We start from the raw sequence: 25,602 nt of genomic DNA, 5'->3' as shown, positions 1-25,602 counted from the left end.
GCAGAAGCAGAAGCAGAAGCACGAATTCAAGAGCAAGAAAAACCCAGCGAGAGTTTTTTCGCACGCTTAAAACGCAGCCTTAGCCGAACCAAAGCCAATATTGGTGCGGGTTTCTTTGGTCTGTTTAAAGGCAAGAAAATTGATGATGAGCTGTTTGAAGAGCTGGAAGAGCAACTGCTGATTGCCGATGTTGGGATGGAAACCACACTCAAAATCATCAGCAATCTGACAGAAAAAGCCTCTCGCCACGCGTTGAAAGATGGAGAGGCACTCTACGGTTTACTGAAAGACGAAATGGCTGACATTTTGGCTAAAGTAGAGCAACCGTTAGTGATCGATAGCCAAAAAACGCCCTACGTTATTTTAATGGTCGGCGTCAACGGTGTAGGCAAAACGACCACGATAGGTAAGTTGGCCAAACAGTTTCAAGCTCAAGGTAAAAAAGTGATCTTAGCGGCGGGCGATACTTTTCGTGCGGCGGCTGTTGAGCAGTTGCAGGTGTGGGGCGAGCGTAACAACGTACCAGTAATTGCGCAGCACACTGGCGCAGACAGCGCATCAGTGATTTATGATGCGATTGAGGCCGCCAAAGCACGTGGTGTGGATGTGGTGATCGCCGATACCGCTGGTCGCTTGCAAAACAAGAGCAACCTCATGGAAGAGTTGCGTAAAATTGTGCGCGTCATGAAAAAAATTGATCAATCAGCGCCGCATGAAGTGATGCTGACGTTAGATGCTGCTACTGGGCAAAACGCCATCAGCCAAGCCAAACTCTTTAGTGAAGTGGCCCCGGTGACTGGGATCACATTAACCAAGCTGGATGGCACGGCGAAAGGCGGCGTTATTTTTGCGCTAGCCGATCAGTTTGAAATTCCGATCCGCTTTATTGGGGTTGGCGAAGGGATTGACGATTTACGTCCGTTTGAAACGCAGCAATTTATTGAAGCTCTGTTTAGCCGCGAAGAGTAAGTGTGCGTGGGTGCTCAATGAGCACCTCATCATCCAATGGAGACTGGTGAGAGGAATAGCGAGTGATTAAGTTTCAACAAGTCAGCAAAGCGTATCGCGGAGGCCGTCAGGCGCTGCAAAAGGTCGACTTTCACCTACGCCGAGGAGAAATGGCGTTTTTGGGTGGGCACTCCGGAGCCGGTAAAAGCACCTTGTTGAAGTTAATCTGTGCGATTGAGCGTCCAACCGATGGGCGCATCAGCTTTAACGGTCACGATATTACGCGTATTCCCAATCAAGATATTCCCTTTTTACGCCGCAACATCGGCATCGTGTTTCAAGATCATCGCTTACTGATGGACAGAACGGTTTACGACAATGTGGCATTGCCAATGCGCATTGAATCGATTTCAGAAAATGAAATTAAGCGTCGCGTCTCAGCCGCGCTGGATAAAACTGATCTGCTAGACAAAGCACGCTGTTTACCGAGCCAACTTTCTGGAGGTGAGCAGCAACGAGTGGGTATCGCAAGAGCGGTCGTGAACCGACCTACCTTACTGCTGGCCGATGAGCCTACGGGTAACTTAGACCCAGAGCTTTCTAACCGTGTGCTTAAACTGTTTGAAGAGTTTAACCGTGCCGGAGTCTCTATTTTGCTTGCGACGCACGACATCAGCTTAGTCAACACGCGTCCTCAATATCGTCATTTAGAACTTAACCAAGGTTTTTTAAGCGAGGTAGAAGACTATGGCCGTTAAGTCGTCGAATAAAAGGAACGCGAAAGCACGTGAACCGAAACGGGCCAAAACCGATAGTTTTTTAGCCATCCACTTTAAGCAGGCCAAGGCCTCATTTTCAAGTTTATGGTCACGCCCACTCGGCAATATTTTAACGCTCGCCGTTATTTCGATGGCGCTTGCGATGCCAGCCTGTATGTACCTGCTGAGCAAAAATATCGCGTCTGTAGCCAATAATGTCACCAGCCCTGCTCAGATCAGTGTCTATCTACATGAGCGTACACCTGAAGCACGAATTATGGTGTTGAAAGATGAGCTAGAAAGTTTGGCCGATGTCGCCAGCGTGGAGTACATCTCACCGCAGCAAGGATTGGATGACCTGAGTCAATACGCCGGGTTTGAACAAGCCATTAGTTTATTGGATGATTACGCTTTACCTGGCGTGCTTATTGTTACCCCGCAGGTTGAGCAGCAAGAGCAAATCAAAGCGCTGGCGAAAAAAATACAAGCAGAACAAGACGTCACGGATGTACGCTTGGATGAAGATTGGCTTGCTAGGTTAAACGCCATTCGAACTTTAGCGGCGATCATTGTCGCGAGTTTATCGGTATTGATGTTGGGCGCTGTATTTCTCATTGTGGGCAACACCTTGCGCTTTAACGTACAAGCCAATAAAGAAGAGATCCAAACCATGAAATTGATCGGTGCCACCGATCGCTACATTTTGCGTCCTTATCTCTATGCTGGCATGTGGTTTGGTTTATTGGGCGCATTCGCCGCTTGGCTGTTAACCGCTTTTGTGACTATTTTATTGAACGGTGCCGTTGAAGATCTTGCCCTACTGTATGACAGCCGTTTTCGTCTTATTGGCCTAAGTTGGGATGAATCCTTACTGCTGTTGATGCTCGGTACTTTCTTAGGATGCGTAGCGGCAAAAGTATCTGCGCAGCGTCATTTAAAAGAAATTGAACCAGTTTAGTTGAATATTGTCATATGTAGGCAATAACTGTTGGCTAGCTTTAGCCACAGCACTTGTATAGGCGACTTGTTTATGCATAATAGTTTCCCCTTGCTTGAATCTTGTTCATTTTAGGTTCAAGATTGTCGGGTTAAAAACATCCATTACTCCAGATCAGAAATTGATGAGGAATTGAATGACAAACCAAACGTATCAAATGGCTCTCGTTTCACAAGACAGCTTAGACAGCTACATTCGTTCAGTGAACAGCTACCCAATGCTGAGCGCGGAAGAAGAGCGGTCACTCGCAGAGCGATTACATTACAAAGGTGAAATTGAAGCGGCGAAAGGGTTGATCTTATCGCACCTTCGATTCGTTGTTCACGTTGCTCGTGGCTATTCTGGTTATGGCCTGCCCATGGCGGATTTAGTTCAGGAAGGCAATATTGGCTTAATGAAAGCGGTGAAGCGTTTCAACCCAGAAGTTGGGGTGAGACTGGTTTCCTTTGCTGTGCACTGGATCAAAGCTGAAATTCACGAATACGTGTTACGCAACTGGCGCATTGTAAAAATAGCGACCACGAAAGCGCAACGTAAGCTATTCTTCAACCTACGCAAATCGAAAAAGCGTTTAGGCTGGTTTAATAGCGGTGAAGTGGAAGCGGTTGCCCGTGAGTTGGGCGTTGACCCAGCTGAAGTGCGAGAAATGGAATCACGCTTAGCCGCGCAAGATGCCACCTTTGAAATGTCGGCGGAAGACGATGATTCGAGCTCTTCTTACACGGCACCTGTGCTTTATCTCGAAGATAAGCATTCGGATCTTGCGGATAACATTGAAGCGGCGAATTGGGAGCATCACACCAACAATCGTTTAAGCTTGGCGTTGGCTAGCCTAGATGAACGCAGTAAACATATTGTGCGCTCTCGTTGGTTGGATGATCAAAAAGCTACGCTACAAGAGTTAGCGGAAGAGTATGGTGTCTCAGCTGAGCGTATTCGTCAGCTAGAAAAAAATGCAATGAAGAAGCTAAAGGATGCTGTCGGCGAGTTCTAATCACTGACTCATTGTGAAGTGCATTAAAAACCGAGATCTTACGATCTCGGTTTTTTTATTTTTGATCACTTAAAGTGATCAAATTTTCAGCGCGCTGATTGTGGATAACTCTGTGACAAAATTATTCGTGAGCTGTCATCAAGTCGGTTAAATCAAGGCTTGAACACCGTTTTATATTTGGGGATATGTATTGTGTTACACACAGAAAAGTAAGGATCATCACTACATGTTGTGGATCTATTTCTCATTTACTACTTTATCAACGCAATCCACAAGATTATCCACAAACGGCGAAAAAGTGATCAGTGGTGGATAACCTTATAAAGGCCGTGTACTTGATTGCCTTGGGATAGGTTACAATCAAACGCTAAAAATAAAACCAATCAGAGGAAGCGATGGATCAGTTTCAACATATCAATGCTCAAGCAGCACAAGCTTTAATGGAACAATATGATGCGCAATTAGTGGATATTCGTGATGCGCAATCTTTTGCGGTTGCACATGCAAATGGCGCATTCCACTTAACCAACGACAGCATGGTTTCATTTATGGAAAAAAGCGAATTTGACCAACCTATTTTAGTGATGTGTTATCACGGTATTAGCAGCCAAGGTGCTGCACAGTATCTGATTAACCAAGGTTTTGAACAGGTGTATAGTGTGGATGGTGGATTCGAAGCTTGGCATCGTGCAGGCTTGCCCGTAACCAGCAATTAGGATGACTTATGTTAAGACTGATCACGCTCAATAACCCAAGAATGGCGCAAGCCTTTATTGATTACATGGCCTCTCGTGAAATTGAGATTCAAATGATGCCGGAAGGGAGTGGTCAATTTGCGTTATGGTTACTTGATGAGCAACATCAGATTGAAGCCGAAGCGGAACTCAACCATTTTCTGCACAATCCAAATGACAGAAAGTATCAAGCCGCTTCATGGGATGTGGCTGAAAGCCGTAAAAGTCACTTTCAATATCGTTCACCGAGCATGTTGGCGATGCTCAAAGCCAAAGCTGGGCCTTTAACACTGGGCGTGATGATGGTATGCGCCATTATCTTTGCATTGCAGCAGTTTGGGCTAGCCAATCAAGTATTTTCCGCATTACATTTTCCTGCTTTGGCTGGGCAGCAATGGCAGATTTGGCGCTGGTTTAGTCATGCTTTACTTCATTTCTCTGTGCTGCACATCGTCTTTAACTTGTTATGGTGGTGGCAGTTGGGGGGCGATGTTGAAAAACGGCTTGGCTCATTCAAACTTGGACAGCTATTTTTAGTGTCAGCACTGTTGTCCGGTGCGGCTCAGTACTGGGTTGAAGGAGCCAATTTTGGTGGTTTATCGGGTGTGGTCTATGCGTTGGTCGGTTATCTATGGATGCTTGGTTGGAAAGCCCCTCATCTTGGCTTGCAAATGCCCAAACCGGTGATCGGTTTTATGCTGGTGTGGTTAGTGCTCGGGTTTGTGCTCGGGTTTGTGCAACCCTTTATGGCGATTGCCAACAGCGCGCATTTAGCGGGTCTATTTGCAGGAATCGCCTTTGGATTAAATGACGCCAGCCGTCATCGAACTCGTTAAGCAAAACATCAATAGAGCGGCAATCGCTGCTCTATTGATAGATGTATTTAGTAAACAGTAGGTCAGCAATAATGGTTCGGCCTATTTCAGGCAGTAACACCGCGTTGAGCTCTGTGACCAACGTTTTTCTTAAATCTTCCCGACCTGCGAGTGATTTTATCGTCTCTTCGGTCTGTTTACCGAGTAGCTCGACGATGGCATCACGAATCAGTGGTTGGTGCCGTTCAACGGCGGGTAAATCGGCGTCGCTGGATACCATCACGTCGATACGAACTTGGATGTAACCTAACTTATTTCCTTTAGTGAAAAAGTTGGTGGTGAGATCCGGCTCTAAGGTAAAGTACGCCAGCCTAGGCGCTTTTTCATCTTGTGCATAACTTGGTAACGCACAAAACAAGCTTAGGGCGATAATTATTTGGGCTACATAACGTTTAAGCATATTTCTATCTTTTCTTTAGTTGGTTCACGATACTCGAATCGCTTGAGTCTTGTTACAATAGAGCATCGGATTGTAATCAAAATGCTTATCTCGTTGTTTGGAATATACCGCAGTTGTCGCTTCCCGTTTTTACAAGCGGGTTTTTAACCTCCAACCGAGGGATTCTGTGAGTGAGCGCTTTTTATGGTTGTGTTAACCAAAAATGGACCTTTATTGTATGTTGATAAAGCCACTAATTGAATACTAGTATGAATCAATCAATTTCGCTCTATCTGTCTGCTTTGCGAGAAGTAATTTGGCAACAACCTGACGTTTTTTCTTTTCCTGATCAGGTTTCTCAGTCTTGGCTTTTAGAGCAAGGATCATTATCTCGCGTGTTAGAGGCGCAGTGTCAGCAACTGAGCGTTGAACTACTGCACAATAAGCTCGTTGAGGCAGAAAAATTACAGGGCGATGAGATGGCTCTGTTATCTGATGAAGCCTGTTTGTTACGTCAGGTTGTGCTGCGTGGTGATCAACAGCCATGGGTTTTAGGCCGTACTTTAATTCCTCAATCTTCGATGCTGGGTCAGCAATATGACTTAGCGCGCCAAGGTGATATCCCGCTTGGGTTAACGGTTTTTCGTGCTGAGCACGTTAAGCGTGACGCACTACAAGTGGGCTGGGCAATGATGGAAGAGGGGCCGTTGCTTGCACGCCGTTCACGATTATGGATGAATAATAAACCGATGTTAGTTGCGGAGCTGTTTTTACCCTTTTCACCGATTTACTCTAAGGAGAGAGTGTCATGACTTTGGTTAAGGCGCGTGCTTATTGGCAACTGATGCGCATGGACCGGCCAATTGGTTCTTTGCTATTGTTGTGGCCAACCTTATGGGCATTGATTTTAGCCGCGCAAGGTTTCCCCGATCCTAAAGTATTATTGGTATTCGTGTTGGGGGTGTTGTTGATGCGCTCAGCGGGTTGCGTGATCAACGATTTTGCCGATCGCAGAGTCGATGGACATGTTAAACGAACCAAACAGCGGCCTTTGCCTGCCGGGAGTGTGACAACCAAAGAGGCGATTGCACTGTTTTTAACGCTAGGTATCACTTCTTTCCTGCTGGTTTTGACCATGAATCCACTCACGGTTCAGCTCTCCTTTGTTGGTATCGCATTAGCGTTTGTTTATCCGTTCATGAAACGTTATACACACCTTCCGCAGTTGGTATTAGGGCTGGCCTTTAGTTGGTCTATTCCGATGGCATGGGCGGCGCAAGCCAACGAATTGCCAGCGGTGATGTGGGGGCTATTTTTGATCAATGCGTTGTGGACTGTGGCGTATGATACGCAGTATGCGATGGTTGATCGTGATGACGATATCAATATCGGAGTCAAATCGACCGCTATTTTATTTGGTCGTTTTGATAAAATCATCATCGGCATTTTACAGTTATTGGTACTGGCGTTGATGATCGCACTTGGTGGCTATTATCAGTTAGGGGCGAGTTTTTATTGGTCAGTATTGGCTGCAGCGGCTCTGTTTGTTTATCAGCAGCGTTTAATTCGTCATCGTGATCGTGATTTATGCTTCCACGCTTTTCTCAATAACAATCACGTTGGCATGGTGTTAACGTTGGGCCTGCTTTTTGCGTTTTGGTAAGTAGTTCACTAGTTTTTGTAAGTACTTCACGAATAAAGTAAAGGCATCCATTGGGATGCCTTTACTGTTTCTTACGACCGATTAGTTCGCTTGGCAGAGACTTTCTTGAATGGTTAAGCGAATTTCAGGATAGAGCATCGAGTAAAGTAGGCGTGCTAGCTGAACGGTTGGTTCTAAATGGCAATTGCCATCAACATCCAAATAGCCCTGCTCTTTGAGCGTGACAAACATGGCGGAGAATACCCCTTTATCAAAAAACTCAGGGGCATTGATGCCATGCAAACGGCCAAGACGTTGTGCAATTTCTTGGCTTTTTTGCTCTAAATCAGATTTGCCCACTTCAGGGTTGGCAACCAATAGATTGAGAGCAATCGCGTAGCGTTGTAGGGTTTCTGAAATGGTACGACCGAGCAGCATCAACACTTGTGTTTTGGCTTGATTAATAGCCACGACACCCTCTTCTAGCGTTACTAATTGTTGACGTTGCAGTTCGTTAACGTAAGCGTTGACTACATCTGCGAGTTCATCTTGCGCAAAGCTTAAAAACAGCTCCTGCTTTAAGAAGGGATAAATCAGTGCCACATTGGCGGTTATCTGCTCTAGTGATAGCGTTTGCTGGCGGATCAACATCTGCGCAATCAGTGAGGGAATGGCAAACAGATGAATGATGTTATTGCGATAGTAGGTCATCAAAATCGACTGATTGCGGTCAAGAGAAATAATCTCACCCATGGTATCGGATTCAATTACAAACTTGTCGAGCGACTGTGCGTGGTTAACCAGTTCTTCCGCACTGGCTTTAGGCACAGTGCAGGTTGCTGAGTAGCGCACGTTATTTAGTAGCGATAAATAGCAGTCGATTTGCTTAACCAAATTGTCACGAGCCAGTGCGCTTTGGCGTGAAGCAAGTAACGCGGTGGCACACAAAGTTAAGGCATTGGCCGCCGCCGCATCGTTAATGTGCGTCATCATCTTGGTGGCCAGTTGGTTAACAATAGGGTTGATCCACTGCGGCTTGGTGCTGCCCATTGGGTCAATGTCTTGCGTCCATTCTGGCACTTGCTCGTTAAGGTATTGGTTCAGTGGGATCGGTTCGCCGAAATTGACATAGCCTTGGCCAAAATTACGCAGCTTGCGAATCGTGCGCAGCACTAAACCCGCATTTTCTTTTTCTTTGCTTTTGCCGCGTAGCTCTTTGGCGTAAGTGCTTACTTCCATCACGTGTTCATAACCGATATAAACCGGCACGAGGGTCACCGGGCGGTTAAGGCCGCGCAACATGGCTTGGATGGTCATCGCCAGCATGCCTGTTTTCGCTGGCAGTAAACGGCCAGTGCGTGAACGGCCACCTTCGCTGAAATATTCAACTGAATAGCCTTTGGCAAATAGCTCGGCCAGATATTCGCGGAAAATGGTCGAATAGAGCTTATTGCCTTTAAAGCTGCGACGAATGAAGAATGCGCCGCCACGGCGGAAAATCGGACCTGCTGGGAAAAAATTCAAGTTGATTCCGGCAGCAATATGCGGTGGCACCATACCTTCGCGATACAGCACATAAGAAAGTAAGAGATAATCCATATGGCTGCGGTGGCAAGGGACATAGACAATCTCGTGTCCATCTTGCGCAAGGCGACGCACGGTGGCGGCATTATTTATATTAAGCCCTTGGTAAATGCGGTTCCATAACCAGCCCAGTATGCGCTCTCCTTTCTTGATTAAGGAGTAAGAGAAATCAGCGGCAATCTCATCCATGATGTCATGCGCTTCTTTGCGCGCTTTTTCGAGGGAGATATTGTTGGCTTTCGCTTGATCTTCAATCGCTTTTTCAATCGCTTGTGATTTAATTAGGCGGTTAAACAGCGCTTGGCGATTGGGCAAATTTGGCCCAGAAGCTGCCAGCTTTTGGCGAGAGAAATGAATACGAGCCACTCGTGCCAATTTATGCGCGATAGATTCGTCGGTGCCGTGTGAATCAGCCATATAGCGCAGTGAAACGACGGGGCTAAAGCGCACCATGCAATCGCGTCCAGCAAAAATTACCGCGAGTGCTTTTTGTGGGCCATTTAAGGCTTGGAGATAGGGTTTCTCTTGCCCCTCTTTACCTGGTTTACGTCCCCAAAGCACCGTCGCTGGGATCATTTGAACGTCCAATTCCGTATCAAACTTATGTAGCTCAAGCAGTTCAGAAAAAAGAGCGATAGAGTCACTAGGAACGTGCTGATCATTGCGCATCAAGGTTGGGCGCGCCGAGATGAAAACATAACGGGCAAAACTTTTGCCGTTTAGCTCAAGCGGTTGCAGCGGGTCAGGTAAACCCAGTTCTTTGGCGTGAGTTTGCAAGGTGAGCAAATCCACACTTGAGCGAAAAGGTAAGGCGTAAACAATCGGCTTGTGAATATCAATGCCGTGGTCTTCTATTGGATTAGAAGGGATCGCCGTGCCTTTGACCAATGCAGACAAAGGTAATTTTAGTAGTGAACGAGATAATGAGTGTCCAGAAGACATAAAGGTCGTCGCCTCAAGAATATTTCAATATGCTTAAGCGCATGTCCATTTCCCTGTGAGTTGATACTCAGAGAAATCGATATGCGCCGAAGCGGCTAGCTATTTTTGAGCCGCAAGGATACCAGAAACTGGTCAAACCTTTTAATCATTATTGTTTAGTAAAACAGCATCACTTGCGAGCGCGGTGAGTGAATCGGTGAGGTATTTATCGGTCGATTGCGGCATTTTTTGTAAATAGCCAAAAAATAAGCGTCCGCTCTTCCATTTATTCGATTACTGGATATACTCACAGTTAACTGTATAAACAGACAGGTGAGATATGAAGCCGTTAACGCCCCGCCAGCAACAAGTATTTGATCTTATCCGCAGTAAGATCGACGAAACCGGAATGCCACCGACTCGCGCTGAAATCGCACGCGAGCTGGGTTTTCGTTCCGCCAATGCCGCAGAAGAGCATTTAAAAGCACTGGCTCGTAAACAAGCGATTGAAATTATTCCGGGTGCCTCTCGTGGGTTGCGTATCTTACTTGAAGCTGCCAATGAGCCAGAAGATCTTGGCCTGCCTTTAATTGGTCGAGTCGCGGCGGGAGAGCCTATTTTGGCGCAAGAGCATGTCGAAGCGCATTACCAAGTGGATCCCAATATGTTTCGCCCTCAAGCGGATTTCTTACTGCGTGTGCAAGGCGAAAGTATGAAAGATATTGGCATTATGGACGGTGATTTACTCGCAGTGCACAAAACACAAGATGTGCGTAATGGGCAAGTGGTGGTGGCGCGTGTTGAAGATGATGTGACGGTAAAACGTCTAGAACGCAAAGGCTCTACCGTGTTATTGCACGCAGAGAATGAAGCGTTCTCTCCAATTGAAGTGGATCTTAAATCTCAGCAGCTCACCATTGAAGGTGTGGCCGTCGGCATTATTCGCAATACCGATTGGATGTAATTTATTATTGAGATCTATTCTCAATAACTTGTTATTCTAACTGATATTCATTATCATCTTCTTTGTTGTTACATCGAGTTGCGACATAAGGAAGATGGTAATGCCTACCAATAAACATTCACTAACCCCACGTCATCATATTCCAACCAATTTAGTTCAACCGTTGTGGTTTCGTAGCCGCGAAAGTTTGGTTGATAACGGGTTAGTGTATGATCCGATCGCTGCAAAGGCCTGCCAGAGCTGTCACTTAGCCCCCGAATGTTTAAGCGGTAATATCGATCAAAAACAATTACTGCATGCCACCTTAACGCAATTGTGCGATCAACAAGTGCGCGCGTTTATTGAGCGTAACCCTGATGGATGGATCATTAATGTCGGTGCAGGGTTAGATACCCGTTTTTATCGGGTAGACAACGGGCGTTGCCATTGGATAGAACTCGATATCACCGAAAACCTGCTGTGGCGGCAGAAATTGTTTCATCGCAGTGAGCGTTATCAACATGTGTGTGGCAGTGTCGATGATCTTCAGTGGTTGGATGGATTGCCTATTGCGGAATCCTCAGCCGTTTTAATCGTTTGTGAGCATGCGTTATTAGATTGTACGGCGCAGCAACTCACCTATTTTATCCGCGCATTGGGTTTGCATTTTTCTAATGCGGCGGCTTGTTTAATGCTGGCTGGAGACAAAACTGCTTCCGCTTTAGGTCAGAAAATGGGCTCAGGCCATTACGGACATGGTTTTGCTAATCCAACCGAAGCGGTACTCAATGTCTTGCCTTGGGCTTCGTCGGCAAAAACGTTTTCACCGCTCGATCAACATTGTGGCCGCTGGAAATTATGGCAACGTTGGTTAAGTAAGGTGATGGTTTACAAGCTGCGCTTAACACCCGTTTTAGTTTATGTCCGTTGGTGAGTAACCGCTAGCCGTCCTCCTATCACTCCGCTACACTTTGCTCTCACCCATGAGAGGTCAACGTGTTGCAATCTATTTTACAAACGTTATCGAATCGTTCCGTACATCGGCAAGTGTTGCTACTGGCGATACCTATGGTGCTGTCCAATATTACTGTACCGCTGTTAGGTTTAGTTGATGCGGCGGTGATCGGTCATCTGGAACACGCTTGGTATTTAGGTGGAGTGGCGCTTGGCGGTACGGTAGTCAGTGTCACTTTCTGGTTACTCGGCTTTTTAAGAATGTCGACCACAGGCCTTGCAGCGCAAGCATACGGTGAACAGTCGCCACAAAAACTGGCGTTAGTCTTGTTGCAAGGGCTCTTGATGGCACTGGCATTTGCGTTGTTGTTTTTGATTCTGCATCGATGGATTGGCGATGCGATTTTTTCAGCCAGCAGTGCCAGTGAGCAAGTAAAGCAATATGGGTTGCAGTATTTTGTGATTCGAGCGTGGAGTGCGCCCGCCGCATTGGCCAACTTTGTACTGCTCGGCTGGCTGTTAGCCACGCAAAATGCCAAAGCGCCAATGTGGATGGTAATCATCACTAACTTAACCAACATCGCGTTGGATATTCTGTTTGTGTTGGGTTTCGGCTGGAAAGTGGAAGGTGCTGCGCTGGCATCGGTTATCGCCGATTATGCGGGCATGAGCTTTGGCTTACTGTGTGTTTGGCGCTATTGGTTGCGGCATCAACTCCCTTCGCCACTGCAGCTAGGTGTTTTAGTGACACAAGGTCTTAGCCGCTTTGTGAAATTGAATCGCGATATTTTCCTGCGTTCACTCTGTTTGCAGGCGGCGTTCAGCTTTATGACCTTTCAAGGGGCGGCCTTTGGCGATCAAACTGTGGCGGCTAACGCTGTCTTAATGAGTTTTTTGATGATGATCTCCTATGGCATGGATGGTTTCGCTTATGCGATGGAGGCCATGGTTGGCAAAGCGATTGGTGCAAAAAGTGAGGCGCAGCTCAAAAGTGCTCTGATCGGCAGTTTTTTCTGGAGTGCGCTAATCTGTTTAGCGTTAACGGTGATGTTTGCGGTGTGGGGATCGGCGCTGATCACGCTGATCACTGACATTAACGCAGTTCAGCAAGCGGCTAACCGTTATCTACCGTGGCTGGTGGCGATGCCGTTAACCGCGATGTGGTGTTTTTTATTGGATGGTATTTTTATCGGCGCGACCAAAGGTAAAGAGATGCGCAACAGCATGTTTGTCGCGATGTGCAGTTTTTTCAGCGTTTTCTATCTGGCTCAGTCTTTGGGTAATCACGCCCTGTGGATGGCGATGATCAGCTTTATGGCGATGCGCGGCATCAGTTTAGGTGTGGTCTTTATCTCACAATGGCGACGCGGTGTTTTTCTCACTTGATCACCGAATCTATCCCTAAGCACTTCACTTACTAGGTTACCAAAAAGAAAGCCGCACTCGTTAGCGGCTTTCATTCCATTAGCAGGCAGAATTAGGTCGATGATTAGAACAATCGATTCAGGCCATTTAACGCCGCCACGCGGTAGGCTTCGGCCATGGTTGGATAATTGAAGGTGGTATTGACGAAATATTCGAGGGTATTGGCTTCGCCTTTTTGCTCCATAATTGCCTGTCCGATATGGATTATTTCAGCCGCGCGTTCTCCAAACACATGAATACCTAAAATTTCTTTTGTCTCTCGGTGAAACAAAATTTTCAAGCTGCCGATATCTTTGCCAGAAATTTGTGCTCGTGCGAGGTGTTTAAACGAAGAGCGGCCAACTTCATACGGAATTTTGGCCGCGGTGAGTTCTTGCTCTGTTTTGCCCACTGAACTGATTTCAGGAATGGTGTAAATCCCAGTTGGAATGTCATCAATTAAGTGCCCTTGCGCTTGACCATGAGCAATCGCTTGAGCGACAAATCGACCTTGATCATAGGCTGCGCTCGCAAGGCTTGGGTAGCCAATTACATCACCGACCGCGTAGATGTGCTCCACCGAGGTTTGATAGTTACGATTGACAGCCAGTTGACCACGTGAGTCGGCATTCAGGCCCACCGCTTTGAGGTTCAATTTGTCAGTGTTGCCCGTGCGTCCATTGGCGTACAAGATACAGTCGGCTTTCATTTTTTTGCCCGATTGCAAGTGAACGATCACACCATCGTCAGTGCCTTCAATCTTTTCATGGGTTTCATCATTACGAATCACAATGCCGCTGTTCCAAAAATGGTACGAGAGTGCATCAGACGTTTCGTTATCCAGAAACGACAGCAAGCGGTCACGGGTATTGATGAGGTCGGTTTTGACGCCTAAGCCGCGGAAAATCGAAGCGTATTCGCAACCAATGACGCCTGCGCCATAAATGATGATGTGGCGAGGATCGTGTTTAAGCGAGAGAATCGAATCGCTGTCATAAACTCGTTCATGAGTAAAATCAACATCATCAGGTTGATAAGGGCGTGAGCCAGTCGCAATCACAAATTTGTCGGCGCTGTATTTTTCGATGCTGCCGTCAGCGTGCGTAACCGCCACGGTGTTTTTGTGGGTAAACTTAGCGTTACCAAAAATCAGCGTACACTGATTGCGATCGTAAAAGCCTTGGCGCAAGCGCGTCTGTTTATCAATCACAGATTTAGCATGGCCTAAAATATCAGAGAAAGTGAGATGAATACTGGTGTTGTTTTTACAAAATAGAGGGTTACTGTTGAATTCGATGATGCGGCTGACCGCATGGCGTAACGCCTTGGAGGGAATGGTGCCCCAATGGGTACAACCTCCGCCAACACTACTCTCTTTTTCGATAATGGCGACATTAAACCCCGCTTTAGTCAAACCCATTGCGGCGCCTTCTCCGCCCGGGCCGCTACCAATTACGATGACATCGAAGTGGTTTTGGTTCGCCATACTCTATTCCTTGTTGTATTTGTTTAACATTGCTGTAGCGAGATTTTAACTGATCCATCAGTGCGGTAAACGATGTTGCCATCAGAGAGTGGAGAGGATCACGCTCGAGAGGTGAAAATGCCACTTTATGCTATTGCTTTGCCCATCTTACTGTGGCGAGTGATTGAAATTAGGTTAGGTGACTGTTTAATTGGTTACTTTGTCCAAAGAGGCGATGTTGTGGCTTAGACAACGTGCTCAATCACGTTATAGTATGGCTCAGATAGTAAAAGAGAAGCGACTTAATATGAAATCGATGGGAATTCGCGCATTACAAAAAGAAAAAACACGTCGTTCATTGATTGATGCAGCATTTAGCCAATTAAGTGCCGATCGGAGTTTTTCTAACTTAAGTTTACGAGAAGTGGCCCGCGAGGCGGGGATTGCGCCCACCTCATTCTATCGACATTTTAAAGATATGGATGAGTTGGGTTTAACCATGGTTGATGAAGGCGGTTTACTGCTGCGTCAATTGATGCGCCAAGCACGGCAGCGCATTGTCAAAGAGGGCAGTGTGATTCGCACGTCGGTTGAAACCTTCATGGAATTTATTGAAAGTAGTCCCAATGTGTTTCGCTTATTACTGCGAGAACGCTCAGGTACTTCTTGCGAGTTTCGTGCCGCGGTAGTGCGAGAAATACAGCACTTTTCCGCAGAGCTCACCGAGTATTTGATGACGACAGGCATGGGTCGTGACGAGGCATTAACTCAGGCCGAAGCTTCCGTTATTTTGGTGTTCAGCTCCGGCGCTGAAGCTTTAGATTTAGATCGACGTGAGCGAGATGAGCTTGCTGAACGTTTGATCATGCAGTTGCGAATGCTAGCCAAAGGGGCATTTTGGTATCGCAAAGAACGTGAACGTAATCGGCTCAAAGGGGGGATAGAGTAATGTCGAATGAAAACAACACAACCCATCGTGGTTCGGAAAGAAAAACACTTGTGCTAGCGCTCATCGCAGGTATGTGCGGCGATGCCTTGTTGTCTTGGGTAACCATTAGCCAAGTTCCGTTCTCCATTTTCCCACTGATTGCATTAGTGCTTTCTGTGCAGGCGTTGTATCAAGAATATTTGCGCCATCCGGTGGCGGAAGATCTTCCATTGGTAGCGCTTGCCTGTTTCTTTGTCGGTGCTTTTGGTCATTCGGCATTTATCAAAGCACAATATCCAGATTCTGGTTCTAACTTTTTCGCCATTCTCGTATTGCTGTTGTTGCTACTCTGGGTTGGAAGAAAATTGGGTTTTCTTGGTCGCCATCACGCCGACTAAGTCATCAATGACTAGGTAGATATAGCGTGCGATGTGACCGTCATCCAAGCCTATCAAAGACATATCACAGGGATGTGGACGCCGTTTTCTTGTCGTAGCGTCATGCATCCCGCTGTCACGTAATCGTTGTAAGTGGCGATAGCCGTTATCGGTGCGTTTTTAAATACGATGCGAAATTGCTTTGAACGATATTCGGTAAACGTAATTATTGCCAGTTAGCTGGAATTCTTTGTGCACACTAGGGCTCCAAGAATCATCACCACCCACGCCCATGTGCTGATGGTCTAGGCGCACATAAATGGTTTTTTCTGCCATTAAATCACAGGTGTGTTTTGCTTTTGCCAGCGTCTGTTGAGCATATTGACTGACACTAAATTGGAAATCGCCAGATATCGCCAGTTCGTTCACTTGCAGCCATTGAGTTCCACAACGCAAGCCACTGTCGGTTGGGAAAATGTACGGAGTATGCATCTCTTCTAGCGTTTGCGTGTGCAAGCCAAAACGTGCTGCAGATAGGCGGTCTGGGTAGTTCTCAAACGGACCTAAACCTTGCCAAGTGATTGGTGTACTCTGCTCATGCAATGGCAATTGCAACTCCAAGCCGATACGTGGCATGGGTGGTAGATCATCGGCAAGTGTCACATCAACGGTCAGCTGCATTTCGCCACTGTTTTTCAGCGTATGCGTCCAAGTGGTGATGGCTTGCACGGCACCGTTGAATTGGTAAGCGAAAGTTGATGTTACTTGCACGGCATGCGCCAACATGTCGCTATGGCAACTGACACATTCGCGTTTCCATTGGCCAATACCAGCCATATCCCAACGGCATACCCAAGCGTTTGGATCTACGTTATCCACTTCACTCACACCAATATCGTTATCCAGTGGCGCACGGAAGAAGTTATCTTGCGGTGCCGCCAGCATTTGCGCTTTGCCATCGACTTGCCAATCAATCATCAAACCTGTTTGACTATCCCAGCACCATTGATGCTTCTCATCTAGGCTGGTGACTACGATCATGCCTTTTTGCTGGCTTATCGCTGGGGCTGGTTGCGTTTCCAATTTAGGCATGGCGAGACCTGAGGTATTGCGTAGCGCAAATTGCTCAGAAGCGCTCACATGTCCCGCGGGTGCCCAAAGTGTTTCAGCCACTAAGGTGATGTCAGTATTCAAGTGGTATCGCGCTTCTGCTTTAGGTGTAAATTCAAAAGCAATATCTACGGTTGCTTGGCTATCGGCTTTGATGTTCAGCACCACTGAGCCAGATTGAATCAATTTGCCATCTTCCAAAAGTGACCAGTTCAATTGCTCGTTGTCCGTTGCACGAAATAGGTTTTCGTTAGTTACTAATAGATGACAGAATCCTTTCGCTTGTTCTTGCAGCGACACGCGAATCATACGCTGGCAGTATTTGGCTTCTTCCAATGTTGGATGCACAGTGCGATCTGGGAAGATCAACCCGTTGATGCAGAACTGGCGGTCATTGATTTTATCGCCAAAATCGCCACCGTAAGCCCAGAAGTGTTGGCCGTTCTCGTCCCATTGGCTCAAGCCTTGGTCTACCCAATCCCAGATAAAGCCGCCTTGAAGGCGAGGAAACTCGCGGAATGCATCCCAATATTCATTAAAACTCCCCAAACTGTTACCCATTGCGTGAGCGTATTCACATAAGATCAGTGGGCGAGTTTCGTTGGGTAGAGAAATCCATTTTTTGATTGGCCATTTTGGCACTGCTTCATCTGCAATCGTTGTATTCACACGGGCGTACATAGGCGCAATGATGTCGGTTGCAGCGGTATTGGCACCGCCACCTTCATATTGAACAGGGCGCGACGGATCGTAGTTTTTCGACCAAGCGTACATCGCATTGTGGTTACTGCCGTGGCCAGACTCGTTACCCAAAGACCAGATGATGATAGAAGGATGGTTTTTATCGCGCATCACCATTTGGGTGTAGCGGCTCATGTATGCGTGCGCCCATTGTGGATTGCTCGAAAGGCGATTCATCGGCTGCATGCCATGGGTTTCGATGTTCGCTTCATCGCACACGTACAAGCCGTATTGGTCACACAGTTCGTACCAACGAGGGTGATTTGGGTAGTGCGCTGTACGTACCGCGTTGAAATTGTATTGCTTCATCAAACAGATGTCGCGGATCATGTCTTCTTCTGTCATCACATGCCCAAGCTCTGGATGATGCTCATGACGGTTAACGCCACGGATCAGCAAAGGCCTGCCGTTGAGTTTCAACTGACCATCAGTGATTTCCACTTTGCGAAAGCCCACATGATAGGCTTCACTCTCTAGATGCATGCCGTTTTCATCTAATAGGGAAATGACTAGGCGGTATAGATTGGGGGTTTCTGCGCTCCATTTGTTTGGCTCACGCACATGCAATGTTTGAAATACCACGTCATCGTATGTGCCTCGCTCGTCAATACGGCGGTTGTGCGGTCGATCAATTCGCGGCTCAGTCACTGCGCATTCACCATCAAAGAGCTGCACTTGCACTTGGTAACAATCTGGCGCTGAAATATGCGTCACGATTGATAGTGAACCATCGCGATAACACGCATCCAAATCTGGCGTGACGAATACATCTTCAATGCAGTATTGCGGTTTAGAAAGCAGAGCTACGTCGCGGAAAATACCACTTAGCCACCACATGTCTTGGTCTTCTAGGTAGCAGCCATCACACCAACGCATCACCATCACGGCAAGTGTATTCTCGCCAGCCACTAGGTAGGGTGATAAGTCGAATTCAGAAGGCAAACGGCTATCTTGGCTGTATCCTACCCAAGTACCGTTGCACCATAGGTGGAATGCTGAGTTCACACCATCGAAGATGATGCGCTGGGTATTGGCAAGATCGGCTTCTGAGCGGGAAATCGTAGTGCGGTAACAACCTGTCGGGTTTTCGGCGGGCACGAATGGAGGGTTTACTTCAAATGGGTATTTTACGTTGGTGTAAATTGGTTTGTCGTAGCCTTGTAGCTGCCAGTTGGAAGGAACCGTTATTTCATCCCAGTTCGTATCATTGAATTTGGTTTGAATAAACTCGCCTTCGACTTGTTCGGGCGAGTCGAACACTTTGAATTTCCATTGGCCATTCAGCGATTGACGCTGGGCGTAAACGCCGTCACGGGCATGGTCAATATCTCGGTAACTGGAAAGTGGGCTGTGTGCTTTTAAGCAGTGAATATTCACTGATTGTGGGGTTTCCCAGTCACGTCGTTGGAGAATATCTGAAAATGCCTTCATGGTTTTCCTACTTGATTTTTTGTTTCTAACCGTGTTGCGCTACGGTAGTGAATACCGTAATGGATGACTTTTTTGCTCTGGTAATCGACGCTAACGCGGCCAAAAACAGTGCCATACATAGAGTAGCTAATCGTTTTATTTTTTGAGTCCTAGCTTGCTACTCAGTGTAAATAAAATGTGGAAACGTTTCCATTGTGGAGTTTACATTTTCATAGTAATAACGGATTTATTCTTCTTTCGTGTGATCATCCTCTCTTGAATGTGTTTTTAAGCAATTTTAACGGCGAGTGATGAACTTTCCTTGATGAGATTGGCTTTGGATCTGACGTTTATATCAAAATCAATCTGTAAACGTTCCCATGCATTTAGTTTGGCTCACCGATTATTTTGTTCTATTCATTGTGATGCGATGTAATTTCCTGCTTCAAAGTCAGACAAAATGACAGATAACCATTGATTGAATTAACAGGTGAGCAGGTTCTACTGATTGTAGAATTGGGTGAGTATGCAGAGATTCTGCATTGGGGACAGAAGGTAAGCGGTGATCTCAACGGTTATCGTATGGGCTCTGCATCGCCCTGTGCCATAGCTCGCCCTGATTAAACCGTTAGTCAGAGCGAGCAGCATGATAGGTAATGTTGTCAGTATAAATGCGTGAAAGCCGATTAAATCGAAATTTAAATATTGATTGAAAGTCTTATTTAATCTTCTCCAGCATCACACCTGCTTCCATGTGGTGGGTGTAGGGGAATTGGTCGAATAGAGCGAAACGAGTCACTTTGTGTGTTTCACATAGAGTGTCTAAATTCTCTTTTAAGGTTTCTGGGTTGCAGGAGATATACACAATCCGCTCGTAGCCTTGCACCATTTTGCAGGTATCGATATCCATACCCGAGCGCGGTGGGTCAACAAAAATGGTGTTGCAACGATAGCTTTTGAGATCAACTCCCGCTTGTTGTAAACGACGAAACTCACGTTGACCTTCCATCGCTTGAGTAAACTCTTCGGCAGACATGCGGATGATTTGCACATTGTCTATTTTATTCGCCGCAATGTTGTATTGCGCGGAATCAACAGAAGGTTTGGCTAATTCGGTTGCGAGCACTCGCTCGAAATTTTTCGCCAATGCCAGTGAAAAGTTACCATTCCCACAGTAGAGCTCCAATAAATCGCCTTGGCTCTCTTGCGTACAGTCAACGGCCCATTCCAACATTTTTTGTGCGACAGTACCGTTTGGCTGAGTAAAGCTGTTTTCCACTTGTTGATAAATGTAACTTTGACCATGTACGTTCAGCTTCTCAATCACAAAATCTCGATCGAGCACGACTTTCATTTTACGTGCACGGCCAATCAAATTGAGGTTGAATCCCTCATCATTGAGACGCTGTTTTAATGCTTTTGCTTGGGTTATCCATTCTTCATCGAGTTGGCGATGATAAAGCAGAGAAACCAATACTTCACCACTAAGAGTGGAGAGAAAATCCACTTGGAAAAGTTTACGGCGCAGTGAGTCGCTGCCTTTAAGTGCATCGACCAAAAGTGGCATCAAATCATTAATTAAACGACTGGCCGCAGGAAACTGGTCAACGCGGTATTTTTCACGTGTTTCTTGGTTGAACATGATGTAGTAAAGCTCATCACCTTCGTGCCAAACTCGAAATTCTGCACGCATACGGTAATGCTGCTCTGGTGATTCAAACACTTCCAACTGAGGCATGTTGTATTGTGCGAACATTTGGGTCAGACGCTCGGTCTTTTCCGCCAACTGTTGCTGGTAGTGTTGTGGGTTTACATCAAGAGTCGCCATGGTATTACCTTTGCTTGGGTATGGTGCATTCAAATAATAAAGAGCGCAGATTTTATTCAATCCCTCGCGCTTGTCCAGTTTTGTCCTGAATTAGTCATTAATTGCGAGCTAACAAAAATAGCTGACACCAATCAGTACTAGACAAATTATCAATAGAGCCATAGTATCGCCCTCAGCTGGTGCTATCTAGCGGTATAGATGGCCGAAAAGGGAATCTGGTGTGAATCCAGAACTGACGCGCAGCGGTAAGAGAGAACGAACACCCAATATGACACTGCAGGAAAATGCTGTGGGAAGTCGGGTTAGTAGGTCAAGAGCTCTCAAGTCCGAATACCTGCCAGCAGCCAAATCTATACCACCTTTTGGTTGATTTGGTAGGACTTACGCGAATTAGGATCACAATATGAATAAATCCCTTTTAGCGGCGGCTGTAGCATCGCTGCTTCCGTATGCCTCATTTTCTTCTTATGCTCAAAACACTGAAGAGTCGCTCGTGGTGACGGCTAACCGTTTCGAGCAAATCGAATCCTCAGTTCTTTCTTCAGTAACCGTTGTGTCACGTGAAGAGATCGAACAGTATCAAGCCAACTCATTAACCGAAGTATTACGCCGAGTCCCCGGCGTGGAAATCGCCCAAAATGGTGGGCGAGGACACAATGCGTCTATTTTTATGCGCGGAACTAACAGTGATCATGTGTTGGTATTGGTGGATGGTATTCGTATCAATTCATCTGCAGGTGGTGTGGCGATTAACCGTTTTCCGATTGGTTTAGTGGAACGCCTAGAGGTTATTCGTGGTCCGAGTGCGTCAGTTTATGGTTCTGATGCGATTGGCGGTGTGATCAATATTATCACTCGCTCTCACCGAGGCGATGATGCTAAACAACTAGCGCTGGGCATTGGCAGCCTTGCGTCTAAAAAAGCCGATATAGTGGCTAAAGCGGATGTGAACGAACAAGGGCATATCCAAGTAGCGGCAGGTTTTGAACAAACCGATGGCTATGATATTAAAAAGACGGGAAACGGTACCCAATATGGTTTTGATAGCCAAAACCTGATAGCTGGTTATGAGCATCAATTAAGTAAGCATTGGCTTGGCTATGTTTCTGCAAGCTGGTTTGACAGTGATGCTCAATATGACTCTTATGGTTCGGTTAAACAGGGTTACTCACAAAATGAAAGCGTTACTGGCCAACTGAATTATCACAATGAACAGTTAAAAAGCTTGGTCAGTTTGAACTACCAGCAAACTGAGAACTTAGATTATTCACTGGCGGAAGGTCGGGCAAATGCCAGCACTAAGGCCAATATCAGTCTTACGCAGCTGCAGTGGGCCAATCTCTACCAACTGACATCAACATCGGAAATCGGTGCAGGTATTGATGCTCGCCGTGAACGCCTTGCCGATGACGCGAAAAATCGTGGCAGTGCTCATAAATTAGCGGGTGAAAGCCGAGATACCAAAGGTGCGTTCGCTTCTGGTCGGTTATATGTCAATCGCTGGGTGTTGGAATCCAATATTCGCTATGACGAATACGATCAGTATGACAATTATACAACTTGGTCTGTGGCGGCTGGGTATCAACTTAACGAAGCTCATTTTGTGCGCGCTACTTACGGTACTGCTTTTAAGGCACCAACGTATTCAGATTTAAGCACTACTCCAGACTTACAACCGGAAGAGTCAAAAAATGTAGAGCTCGGCATCTCGGGTGTCTATTCGTTTGCAAGATGGAATCTGTCTGCTTATGACAACAAAGTGGATAACCTCATCATTTGGTATAAACCAGCCTCTTCTTCAGATGACTGGTATTCAGACAACACTGATGCTCGGATTAAAGGCTTAGAGTTTGATGTGAACTTTGATACTGGGCCTGTTAACCATACGGTTGTGGCTGAGTTTAAAGATCACAAAGATGATAACGATGTCCAACTGGCACGTCGTGCAAAGCAAAATTATAAATGGATCAGCTCAATGAATCTCGGTAAGTTTGAGTTTAACGCTACCTATACTTACACAGGCAAACGGCTTGATCTTCCAACAGCATCGCCCATGAGTGACGACTACATTTCCGCAACCAACTTATGGGATATGTCGGTTGGCTACTGGATGAATGATGATCTGATTGTTCGCAGTCGAATCGATAACGTATTTAACGAGCAGTATGAAACGGCGATTGGTTACAAAGCGCCAGAGCGAGCTTATTACCTCAACGTTGCTTATCAATTCTAATTTTTGAAACCGCCAGTGGGCGGTTTTTACTTTGCGAGTGTGATGATGAAAAAGAACGTTATTGTCAGTTGGTCTAGTGGAAAAGATTCAACCCTCACTTTAGAGCGATTACTGGAAGATAGCCGTTATTGTGTGGTGGGCATTTTTACCACTTATGTTGAAGATGAAGTGCCCTTTCAAGCCACCCCTTTGTATGTAATTGAGCTACAAGCACGACTTTTAAAATTACCCGTTGTCAAAATAGAGCTGCCTGCCGTATTTCCAAGTAACGAGCTTTATCAATCGACCATCATCAGCGCATTAAAACAAAGTGGATTAGAGATAGACGCCGTTGCTTTTGGCGATATGTTCTGTAACGGTATTGCGCAGTATCGCAAAAGCTATATTGAACCGGCTGGCTGGGAGTGTGTGTTGCCCTTGTTAGGCGAAGATAGTAGCGCTCTTGCGCGAGAGATCATAAATCGCGGCATCCAAACCATGGTGATGACGACAGATGGTCACAGCCTCACGCCAGACTATTGTGGACAACCTTATGGACGAGCGTTTATTGATTCTTTACCAGCAAAGGTTGACCCGTGTGGCGAAAATGGCGAGTTTCATACACTGGTCACCGACGCGCCCTGTTTTTTGGGTGGAACACTGGAGTTAGAGTTGACGCATCTCCAACTGGGGGAACGTTTTTGTCACCAAAGATACCGAGCAAGAGCATTGCCAATTGATAAAGAGCGAGTATGATCGGAACGTTTTCATTATAAGGTGCTCAGAGTGTCGCAACCGTCTCAGCTTAATGTGCTTATCTTTGACTCTGGTGTTGGTGGGTTATCGGTTTATCAAGAGGTCCAAGCCAAACTACCACAATTAAACTACATCTACCTGTTTGACAATGAAGCTTATCCTTATGGAGAGCTCAACCAAGAGGTGTTAATTAAGCGTGTGGTTAGGTTGGTAAGCGATGTCGTTGTGAAAGAGCGCATTGATTTGGTCGTTATTGCTTGTAATACCGCAAGCACCATCGTCTTACCCAAGCTGCGTTCTTGTCTTGCTGTACCAGTTGTGGGGGTTGTCCCTGCGATTAAACCGGCCTCGTCACTGGCAAATAAAGCCGTGGGACTCATTGCTACCCCAGCGACTATCACTCGTCAATACACTCACGATTTGATTCGAGATTTCTCATCTGACAAGAATGTTGAATTGCTAGGGTCAACACGCTTAGTTGATATGGCAGAAGAAAAATTGAGGGGCAAAGCTGTCGATCTTGCAGAATTAAAAGAGATTCTTAGCCCTTTGGTGAACCGTATTGATGTGGCGGTCCTTGGCTGTACACACTTCCCATTAATAAAAGAAGAGATCCAAGCCGTATTAGGGAAGAGTGTCGTACTAGTTGATTCTGGAGAAGCTATTGCTCGTCGTGTGCAAGAGCTATTGGGCGTGAAAAGCGAGCCACAATACAAAATCAAACAACACAAGATATTATCAAGCGCACCTCCTTGGGAAGAAAGCGCGCTCAATAGCCGATTAGCTCACTTAGGTTTTACTCCTGTTCAAACATATCGTCATCAGGATGTTTAGGATCATTCGCCACACGTACTTTTAATGTACGCTGCATATAGTCTTTCTCATTCAAAGCTGAAATAGCACCATCTACATTTGCAGAAGCCATCACAACAAAGCCAAATCCACGCCTTTTGCCCGTTCGCTTATCTTTCATCAAACGTACGGCAAAGACCTCTCCATATTTGGCAAAAAGTTCACGAACATGAGCTTCATTCGCTTTGTATGGCAAGTTACCGACATACAGTGTTTTCGTTGAGAGTTTTGACTCCTCATCATCGGTTAGCGTTTTGCTGCCAAAAAATTTAAAAACAAGAGCGGAAGAGACAACACCAAGAACAAAAGTAATTGCGGGAGAAAGCGCGACCAGAGAAAAAAGGATTGCGCCTATTATTGCAAGAGATGCAACCAGTAAAATCGATTTATTAGAGTTCATATTGGAATACTACATATCAAGTAAAAGAAGAAGGATGTCTAGGATTAACAAAATAGACACATCAATCTTACGTTTATGCTTGGTGTTTTTCCAACCAATTGCTGTGATAACCTTCAAATGTTGAAGTTTTATTCAATAAAACGCGACATTGGTGGCTTTTTAAGCGAATGAAAGGTGATTTTAAAAAAGAACTTGTCACATTGTAAAACCTCCCTATAATGCCGCCTCACTGACACGGAGTGAGGCAAGCCTCACAAACGAGTTACTAGTTGAAAGAGAAAGATAGTTAAAAATAACTCTTGACTCTTAAAAGCTAAAGCGTATTATTCGCACCCCTAGCAACACGGACTTAACGGTCTTGTTCGACAGGAACGCTCTTTAACAATATAA

The 25,602-nt window shown here is 46.0% G+C and carries 23 protein-coding genes and 1 riboswitch; of the genes, 17 read left to right on the top strand and 6 right to left on the bottom strand.

Annotated elements, in window-relative coordinates; translation table 11 throughout:
* The 6 genes from ftsY to glpG form a co-directional block, all read left to right on the top strand.
* A partial coding sequence (ftsY, locus tag DD616_RS04660; RefSeq protein WP_208872007.1) for a signal recognition particle-docking protein FtsY occupies positions 1–969 on the top strand: 969 nt, incomplete at its 5' end.
* A gap of 62 nt (positions 970–1,031) precedes the next feature.
* Positions 1,032–1,706, top strand: a complete 675-nt coding sequence (gene ftsE, locus DD616_RS04655; RefSeq protein WP_010316903.1) for a cell division ATP-binding protein FtsE — start codon at positions 1,032–1,034, stop codon at positions 1,704–1,706.
* Positions 1,696–2,664, top strand: coding sequence for a permease-like cell division protein FtsX (gene ftsX / locus DD616_RS04650; RefSeq protein WP_013855492.1), 969 nt, complete (start codon positions 1,696–1,698; stop codon positions 2,662–2,664). Before ftsE ends, ftsX begins: the two co-directional genes overlap by 11 nt.
* Before the next feature lie 175 nt (positions 2,665–2,839).
* Complete coding sequence (gene rpoH, locus DD616_RS04645) at positions 2,840–3,697, top strand: RNA polymerase sigma factor RpoH (protein WP_013855491.1); 858 nt, start codon at positions 2,840–2,842, stop codon at positions 3,695–3,697.
* A 395-nt stretch (positions 3,698–4,092) separates the two neighbouring features.
* Positions 4,093–4,413 (top strand): thiosulfate sulfurtransferase GlpE, encoded by a 321-nt coding sequence (gene glpE / locus DD616_RS04640; protein WP_208872006.1) that lies wholly within the window; start codon positions 4,093–4,095, stop codon positions 4,411–4,413.
* 8 nt (positions 4,414–4,421) lie between these two features.
* The gene (gene glpG, locus DD616_RS04635) at positions 4,422–5,267 is read left to right on the top strand and encodes a rhomboid family intramembrane serine protease GlpG (RefSeq protein ID WP_208872005.1); all 846 of its coding nucleotides are present in this window, start codon (positions 4,422–4,424) and stop codon (positions 5,265–5,267) included.
* A 31-nt stretch (positions 5,268–5,298) separates the two neighbouring features.
* On the opposite strand, the gene DD616_RS04630 is transcribed toward glpG, so the two are convergent.
* The gene (locus DD616_RS04630; protein WP_013855488.1) at positions 5,299–5,706 is read right to left on the bottom strand and encodes a flagellar basal body-associated protein FliL; all 408 of its coding nucleotides are present in this window, start codon (positions 5,704–5,706) and stop codon (positions 5,299–5,301) included.
* 236 nt (positions 5,707–5,942) lie between these two features.
* Between DD616_RS04630 and DD616_RS04625 the strand changes: the two genes are divergently transcribed.
* Both DD616_RS04625 and ubiA read left to right on the top strand, forming a co-directional pair.
* The gene (locus DD616_RS04625; protein WP_013855487.1) at positions 5,943–6,497 is read left to right on the top strand and encodes a chorismate lyase; all 555 of its coding nucleotides are present in this window, start codon (positions 5,943–5,945) and stop codon (positions 6,495–6,497) included.
* The gene (gene ubiA / locus DD616_RS04620) at positions 6,494–7,348 is read left to right on the top strand and encodes a 4-hydroxybenzoate octaprenyltransferase (protein WP_088720706.1); all 855 of its coding nucleotides are present in this window, start codon (positions 6,494–6,496) and stop codon (positions 7,346–7,348) included. The genes DD616_RS04625 and ubiA overlap by 4 nt, the downstream gene beginning before the upstream one ends.
* A gap of 81 nt (positions 7,349–7,429) precedes the next feature.
* Here ubiA and plsB read toward each other — a convergent pair whose 3' ends face one another.
* Positions 7,430–9,853, bottom strand: coding sequence for a glycerol-3-phosphate 1-O-acyltransferase PlsB (plsB, locus tag DD616_RS04615; RefSeq protein ID WP_013855485.1), 2,424 nt, complete (start codon positions 9,851–9,853; stop codon positions 7,430–7,432).
* A 319-nt stretch (positions 9,854–10,172) separates the two neighbouring features.
* On the opposite strand from plsB, the gene lexA reads away from it, so the two are divergent.
* The 3 genes from lexA to dinF all read left to right on the top strand — a co-directional run bounded on the left by lexA (position 10,173) and on the right by dinF (position 13,115).
* On the top strand, positions 10,173–10,796 hold the full coding sequence (gene lexA, locus DD616_RS04610) for a transcriptional repressor LexA (protein WP_026028591.1): 624 nt from the start codon (positions 10,173–10,175) through the stop codon (positions 10,794–10,796).
* A gap of 94 nt (positions 10,797–10,890) precedes the next feature.
* On the top strand, positions 10,891–11,709 hold the full coding sequence (locus tag DD616_RS04605; protein ID WP_208872004.1) for a class I SAM-dependent methyltransferase: 819 nt from the start codon (positions 10,891–10,893) through the stop codon (positions 11,707–11,709).
* Positions 11,710–11,771: 62 nt separating this feature from the next.
* Positions 11,772–13,115 carry an MATE family efflux transporter DinF gene (dinF, locus tag DD616_RS04600; RefSeq protein WP_208872003.1) on the top strand — a complete coding sequence of 448 codons (1,344 nt, stop codon included), beginning with the start codon at positions 11,772–11,774 and terminating at the stop codon, positions 13,113–13,115.
* A gap of 103 nt (positions 13,116–13,218) precedes the next feature.
* Here the strand turns inward: dinF and sthA are convergent, their stop codons facing one another.
* The gene (gene sthA, locus DD616_RS04595) at positions 13,219–14,619 is read right to left on the bottom strand and encodes a Si-specific NAD(P)(+) transhydrogenase (RefSeq protein WP_017048582.1); all 1,401 of its coding nucleotides are present in this window, start codon (positions 14,617–14,619) and stop codon (positions 13,219–13,221) included.
* A 286-nt stretch (positions 14,620–14,905) separates the two neighbouring features.
* Here sthA and fabR point away from each other — a divergent pair, with 286 nt between their 5' ends.
* Both fabR and DD616_RS04585 read left to right on the top strand, forming a co-directional pair.
* On the top strand, positions 14,906–15,547 hold the full coding sequence (gene fabR, locus DD616_RS04590) for an HTH-type transcriptional repressor FabR (RefSeq protein WP_017048583.1): 642 nt from the start codon (positions 14,906–14,908) through the stop codon (positions 15,545–15,547).
* Positions 15,547–15,924: a YijD family membrane protein gene (locus DD616_RS04585; RefSeq protein WP_017042075.1), complete on the top strand. Its 378-nt coding sequence runs from the start codon at positions 15,547–15,549 to the stop codon at positions 15,922–15,924. Before fabR ends, DD616_RS04585 begins: the two co-directional genes overlap by 1 nt.
* 159 nt (positions 15,925–16,083) lie before the next feature.
* Here the strand turns inward: DD616_RS04585 and DD616_RS04580 are convergent, their stop codons facing one another.
* Complete coding sequence (locus DD616_RS04580) at positions 16,084–19,185, bottom strand: beta-galactosidase (protein WP_208872002.1); 3,102 nt, start codon at positions 19,183–19,185, stop codon at positions 16,084–16,086.
* A gap of 453 nt (positions 19,186–19,638) precedes the next feature.
* Between DD616_RS04580 and DD616_RS04575 the strand changes: the two genes are divergently transcribed.
* A complete protein-coding gene (locus DD616_RS04575; protein ID WP_231140403.1) occupies positions 19,639–19,788 on the top strand; it encodes a hypothetical protein in 150 nt (49 codons plus the stop codon).
* Between the two features lie 94 nt (positions 19,789–19,882).
* On the opposite strand, the gene trmA is transcribed toward DD616_RS04575, so the two are convergent.
* Positions 19,883–20,992 (bottom strand): tRNA (uridine(54)-C5)-methyltransferase TrmA, encoded by a 1,110-nt coding sequence (gene trmA / locus DD616_RS04570; RefSeq protein WP_026028859.1) that lies wholly within the window; start codon positions 20,990–20,992, stop codon positions 19,883–19,885.
* A gap of 160 nt (positions 20,993–21,152) precedes the next feature.
* Positions 21,153–21,348, top strand: a riboswitch (cobalamin riboswitch).
* Positions 21,349–21,395: 47 nt separating this feature from the next.
* On the opposite strand from trmA, the gene DD616_RS04565 reads away from it, so the two are divergent.
* The 3 genes from DD616_RS04565 to murI are packed head-to-tail and all read left to right on the top strand — an operon-like array spanning position 21,396 to position 24,794.
* Entirely contained in the window at positions 21,396–23,225 is a 1,830-nt protein-coding gene (locus tag DD616_RS04565; protein WP_013855458.1) for a TonB-dependent receptor domain-containing protein, read from the top strand.
* Between the two features lie 45 nt (positions 23,226–23,270).
* Positions 23,271–23,960 carry a Dph6-related ATP pyrophosphatase gene (locus tag DD616_RS04560; RefSeq protein ID WP_049785465.1) on the top strand — a complete coding sequence of 230 codons (690 nt, stop codon included), beginning with the start codon at positions 23,271–23,273 and terminating at the stop codon, positions 23,958–23,960.
* 30 nt (positions 23,961–23,990) lie between these two features.
* Positions 23,991–24,794, top strand: coding sequence for a glutamate racemase (gene murI / locus DD616_RS04555; protein WP_026028285.1), 804 nt, complete (start codon positions 23,991–23,993; stop codon positions 24,792–24,794).
* Here murI and DD616_RS04550 read toward each other — a convergent pair.
* Entirely contained in the window at positions 24,757–25,212 is a 456-nt protein-coding gene (locus DD616_RS04550; RefSeq protein ID WP_017044858.1) for an RNA recognition motif domain-containing protein, read from the bottom strand. The two genes, murI and DD616_RS04550, sit on opposite strands and share 38 nt — an antisense overlap.
* Positions 25,213–25,602 lie beyond the last annotated feature (390 nt).

It is taken from the genome of Vibrio anguillarum (genome assembly GCF_003390515.1).
GTDB lineage: Bacteria > Pseudomonadota > Gammaproteobacteria > Enterobacterales > Vibrionaceae > Vibrio > Vibrio anguillarum.
The sequence above is the reverse complement of the archived record's forward strand: the minus strand, read 5'-3'. Positions and strand labels throughout refer to the sequence as shown.

Excerpts from the sequence above, each read along its gene's own strand:
- glpG (WP_208872005.1), top strand. The coding sequence starts at position 4,422 with ATGTTAAGACTGATCACGCTCAATAACCCAAGAATGGCGCAAGCCTTT.
- DD616_RS04605 (WP_208872004.1), top strand. The coding sequence starts at position 10,891 with ATGGTAATGCCTACCAATAAACATTCACTAACCCCACGTCATCATATT.
- plsB (WP_013855485.1), bottom strand. The coding sequence starts at position 9,853 with ATGTCTTCTGGACACTCATTATCTCGTTCACTACTAAAATTACCTTTG.
- sthA (WP_017048582.1), bottom strand. The coding sequence starts at position 14,619 with ATGGCGAACCAAAACCACTTCGATGTCATCGTAATTGGTAGCGGCCCG.
- lexA (WP_026028591.1), top strand. The coding sequence starts at position 10,173 with ATGAAGCCGTTAACGCCCCGCCAGCAACAAGTATTTGATCTTATCCGC.
- DD616_RS04580 (WP_208872002.1), bottom strand. The coding sequence starts at position 19,185 with ATGAAGGCATTTTCAGATATTCTCCAACGACGTGACTGGGAAACCCCA.
- DD616_RS04565 (WP_013855458.1), top strand. The coding sequence starts at position 21,396 with ATGAATAAATCCCTTTTAGCGGCGGCTGTAGCATCGCTGCTTCCGTAT.
- fabR (WP_017048583.1), top strand. The coding sequence starts at position 14,906 with ATGAAATCGATGGGAATTCGCGCATTACAAAAAGAAAAAACACGTCGT.
- ubiA (WP_088720706.1), top strand. The coding sequence starts at position 6,494 with ATGACTTTGGTTAAGGCGCGTGCTTATTGGCAACTGATGCGCATGGAC.
- ftsX (WP_013855492.1), top strand. The coding sequence starts at position 1,696 with ATGGCCGTTAAGTCGTCGAATAAAAGGAACGCGAAAGCACGTGAACCG.
- DD616_RS04550 (WP_017044858.1), bottom strand. The coding sequence starts at position 25,212 with ATGAACTCTAATAAATCGATTTTACTGGTTGCATCTCTTGCAATAATA.
- DD616_RS04585 (WP_017042075.1), top strand. The coding sequence starts at position 15,547 with ATGTCGAATGAAAACAACACAACCCATCGTGGTTCGGAAAGAAAAACA.
- DD616_RS04560 (WP_049785465.1), top strand. The coding sequence starts at position 23,271 with ATGAAAAAGAACGTTATTGTCAGTTGGTCTAGTGGAAAAGATTCAACC.
- trmA (WP_026028859.1), bottom strand. The coding sequence starts at position 20,992 with ATGGCGACTCTTGATGTAAACCCACAACACTACCAGCAACAGTTGGCG.
- rpoH (WP_013855491.1), top strand. The coding sequence starts at position 2,840 with ATGACAAACCAAACGTATCAAATGGCTCTCGTTTCACAAGACAGCTTA.
- glpE (WP_208872006.1), top strand. The coding sequence starts at position 4,093 with ATGGATCAGTTTCAACATATCAATGCTCAAGCAGCACAAGCTTTAATG.
- DD616_RS04630 (WP_013855488.1), bottom strand. The coding sequence starts at position 5,706 with ATGCTTAAACGTTATGTAGCCCAAATAATTATCGCCCTAAGCTTGTTT.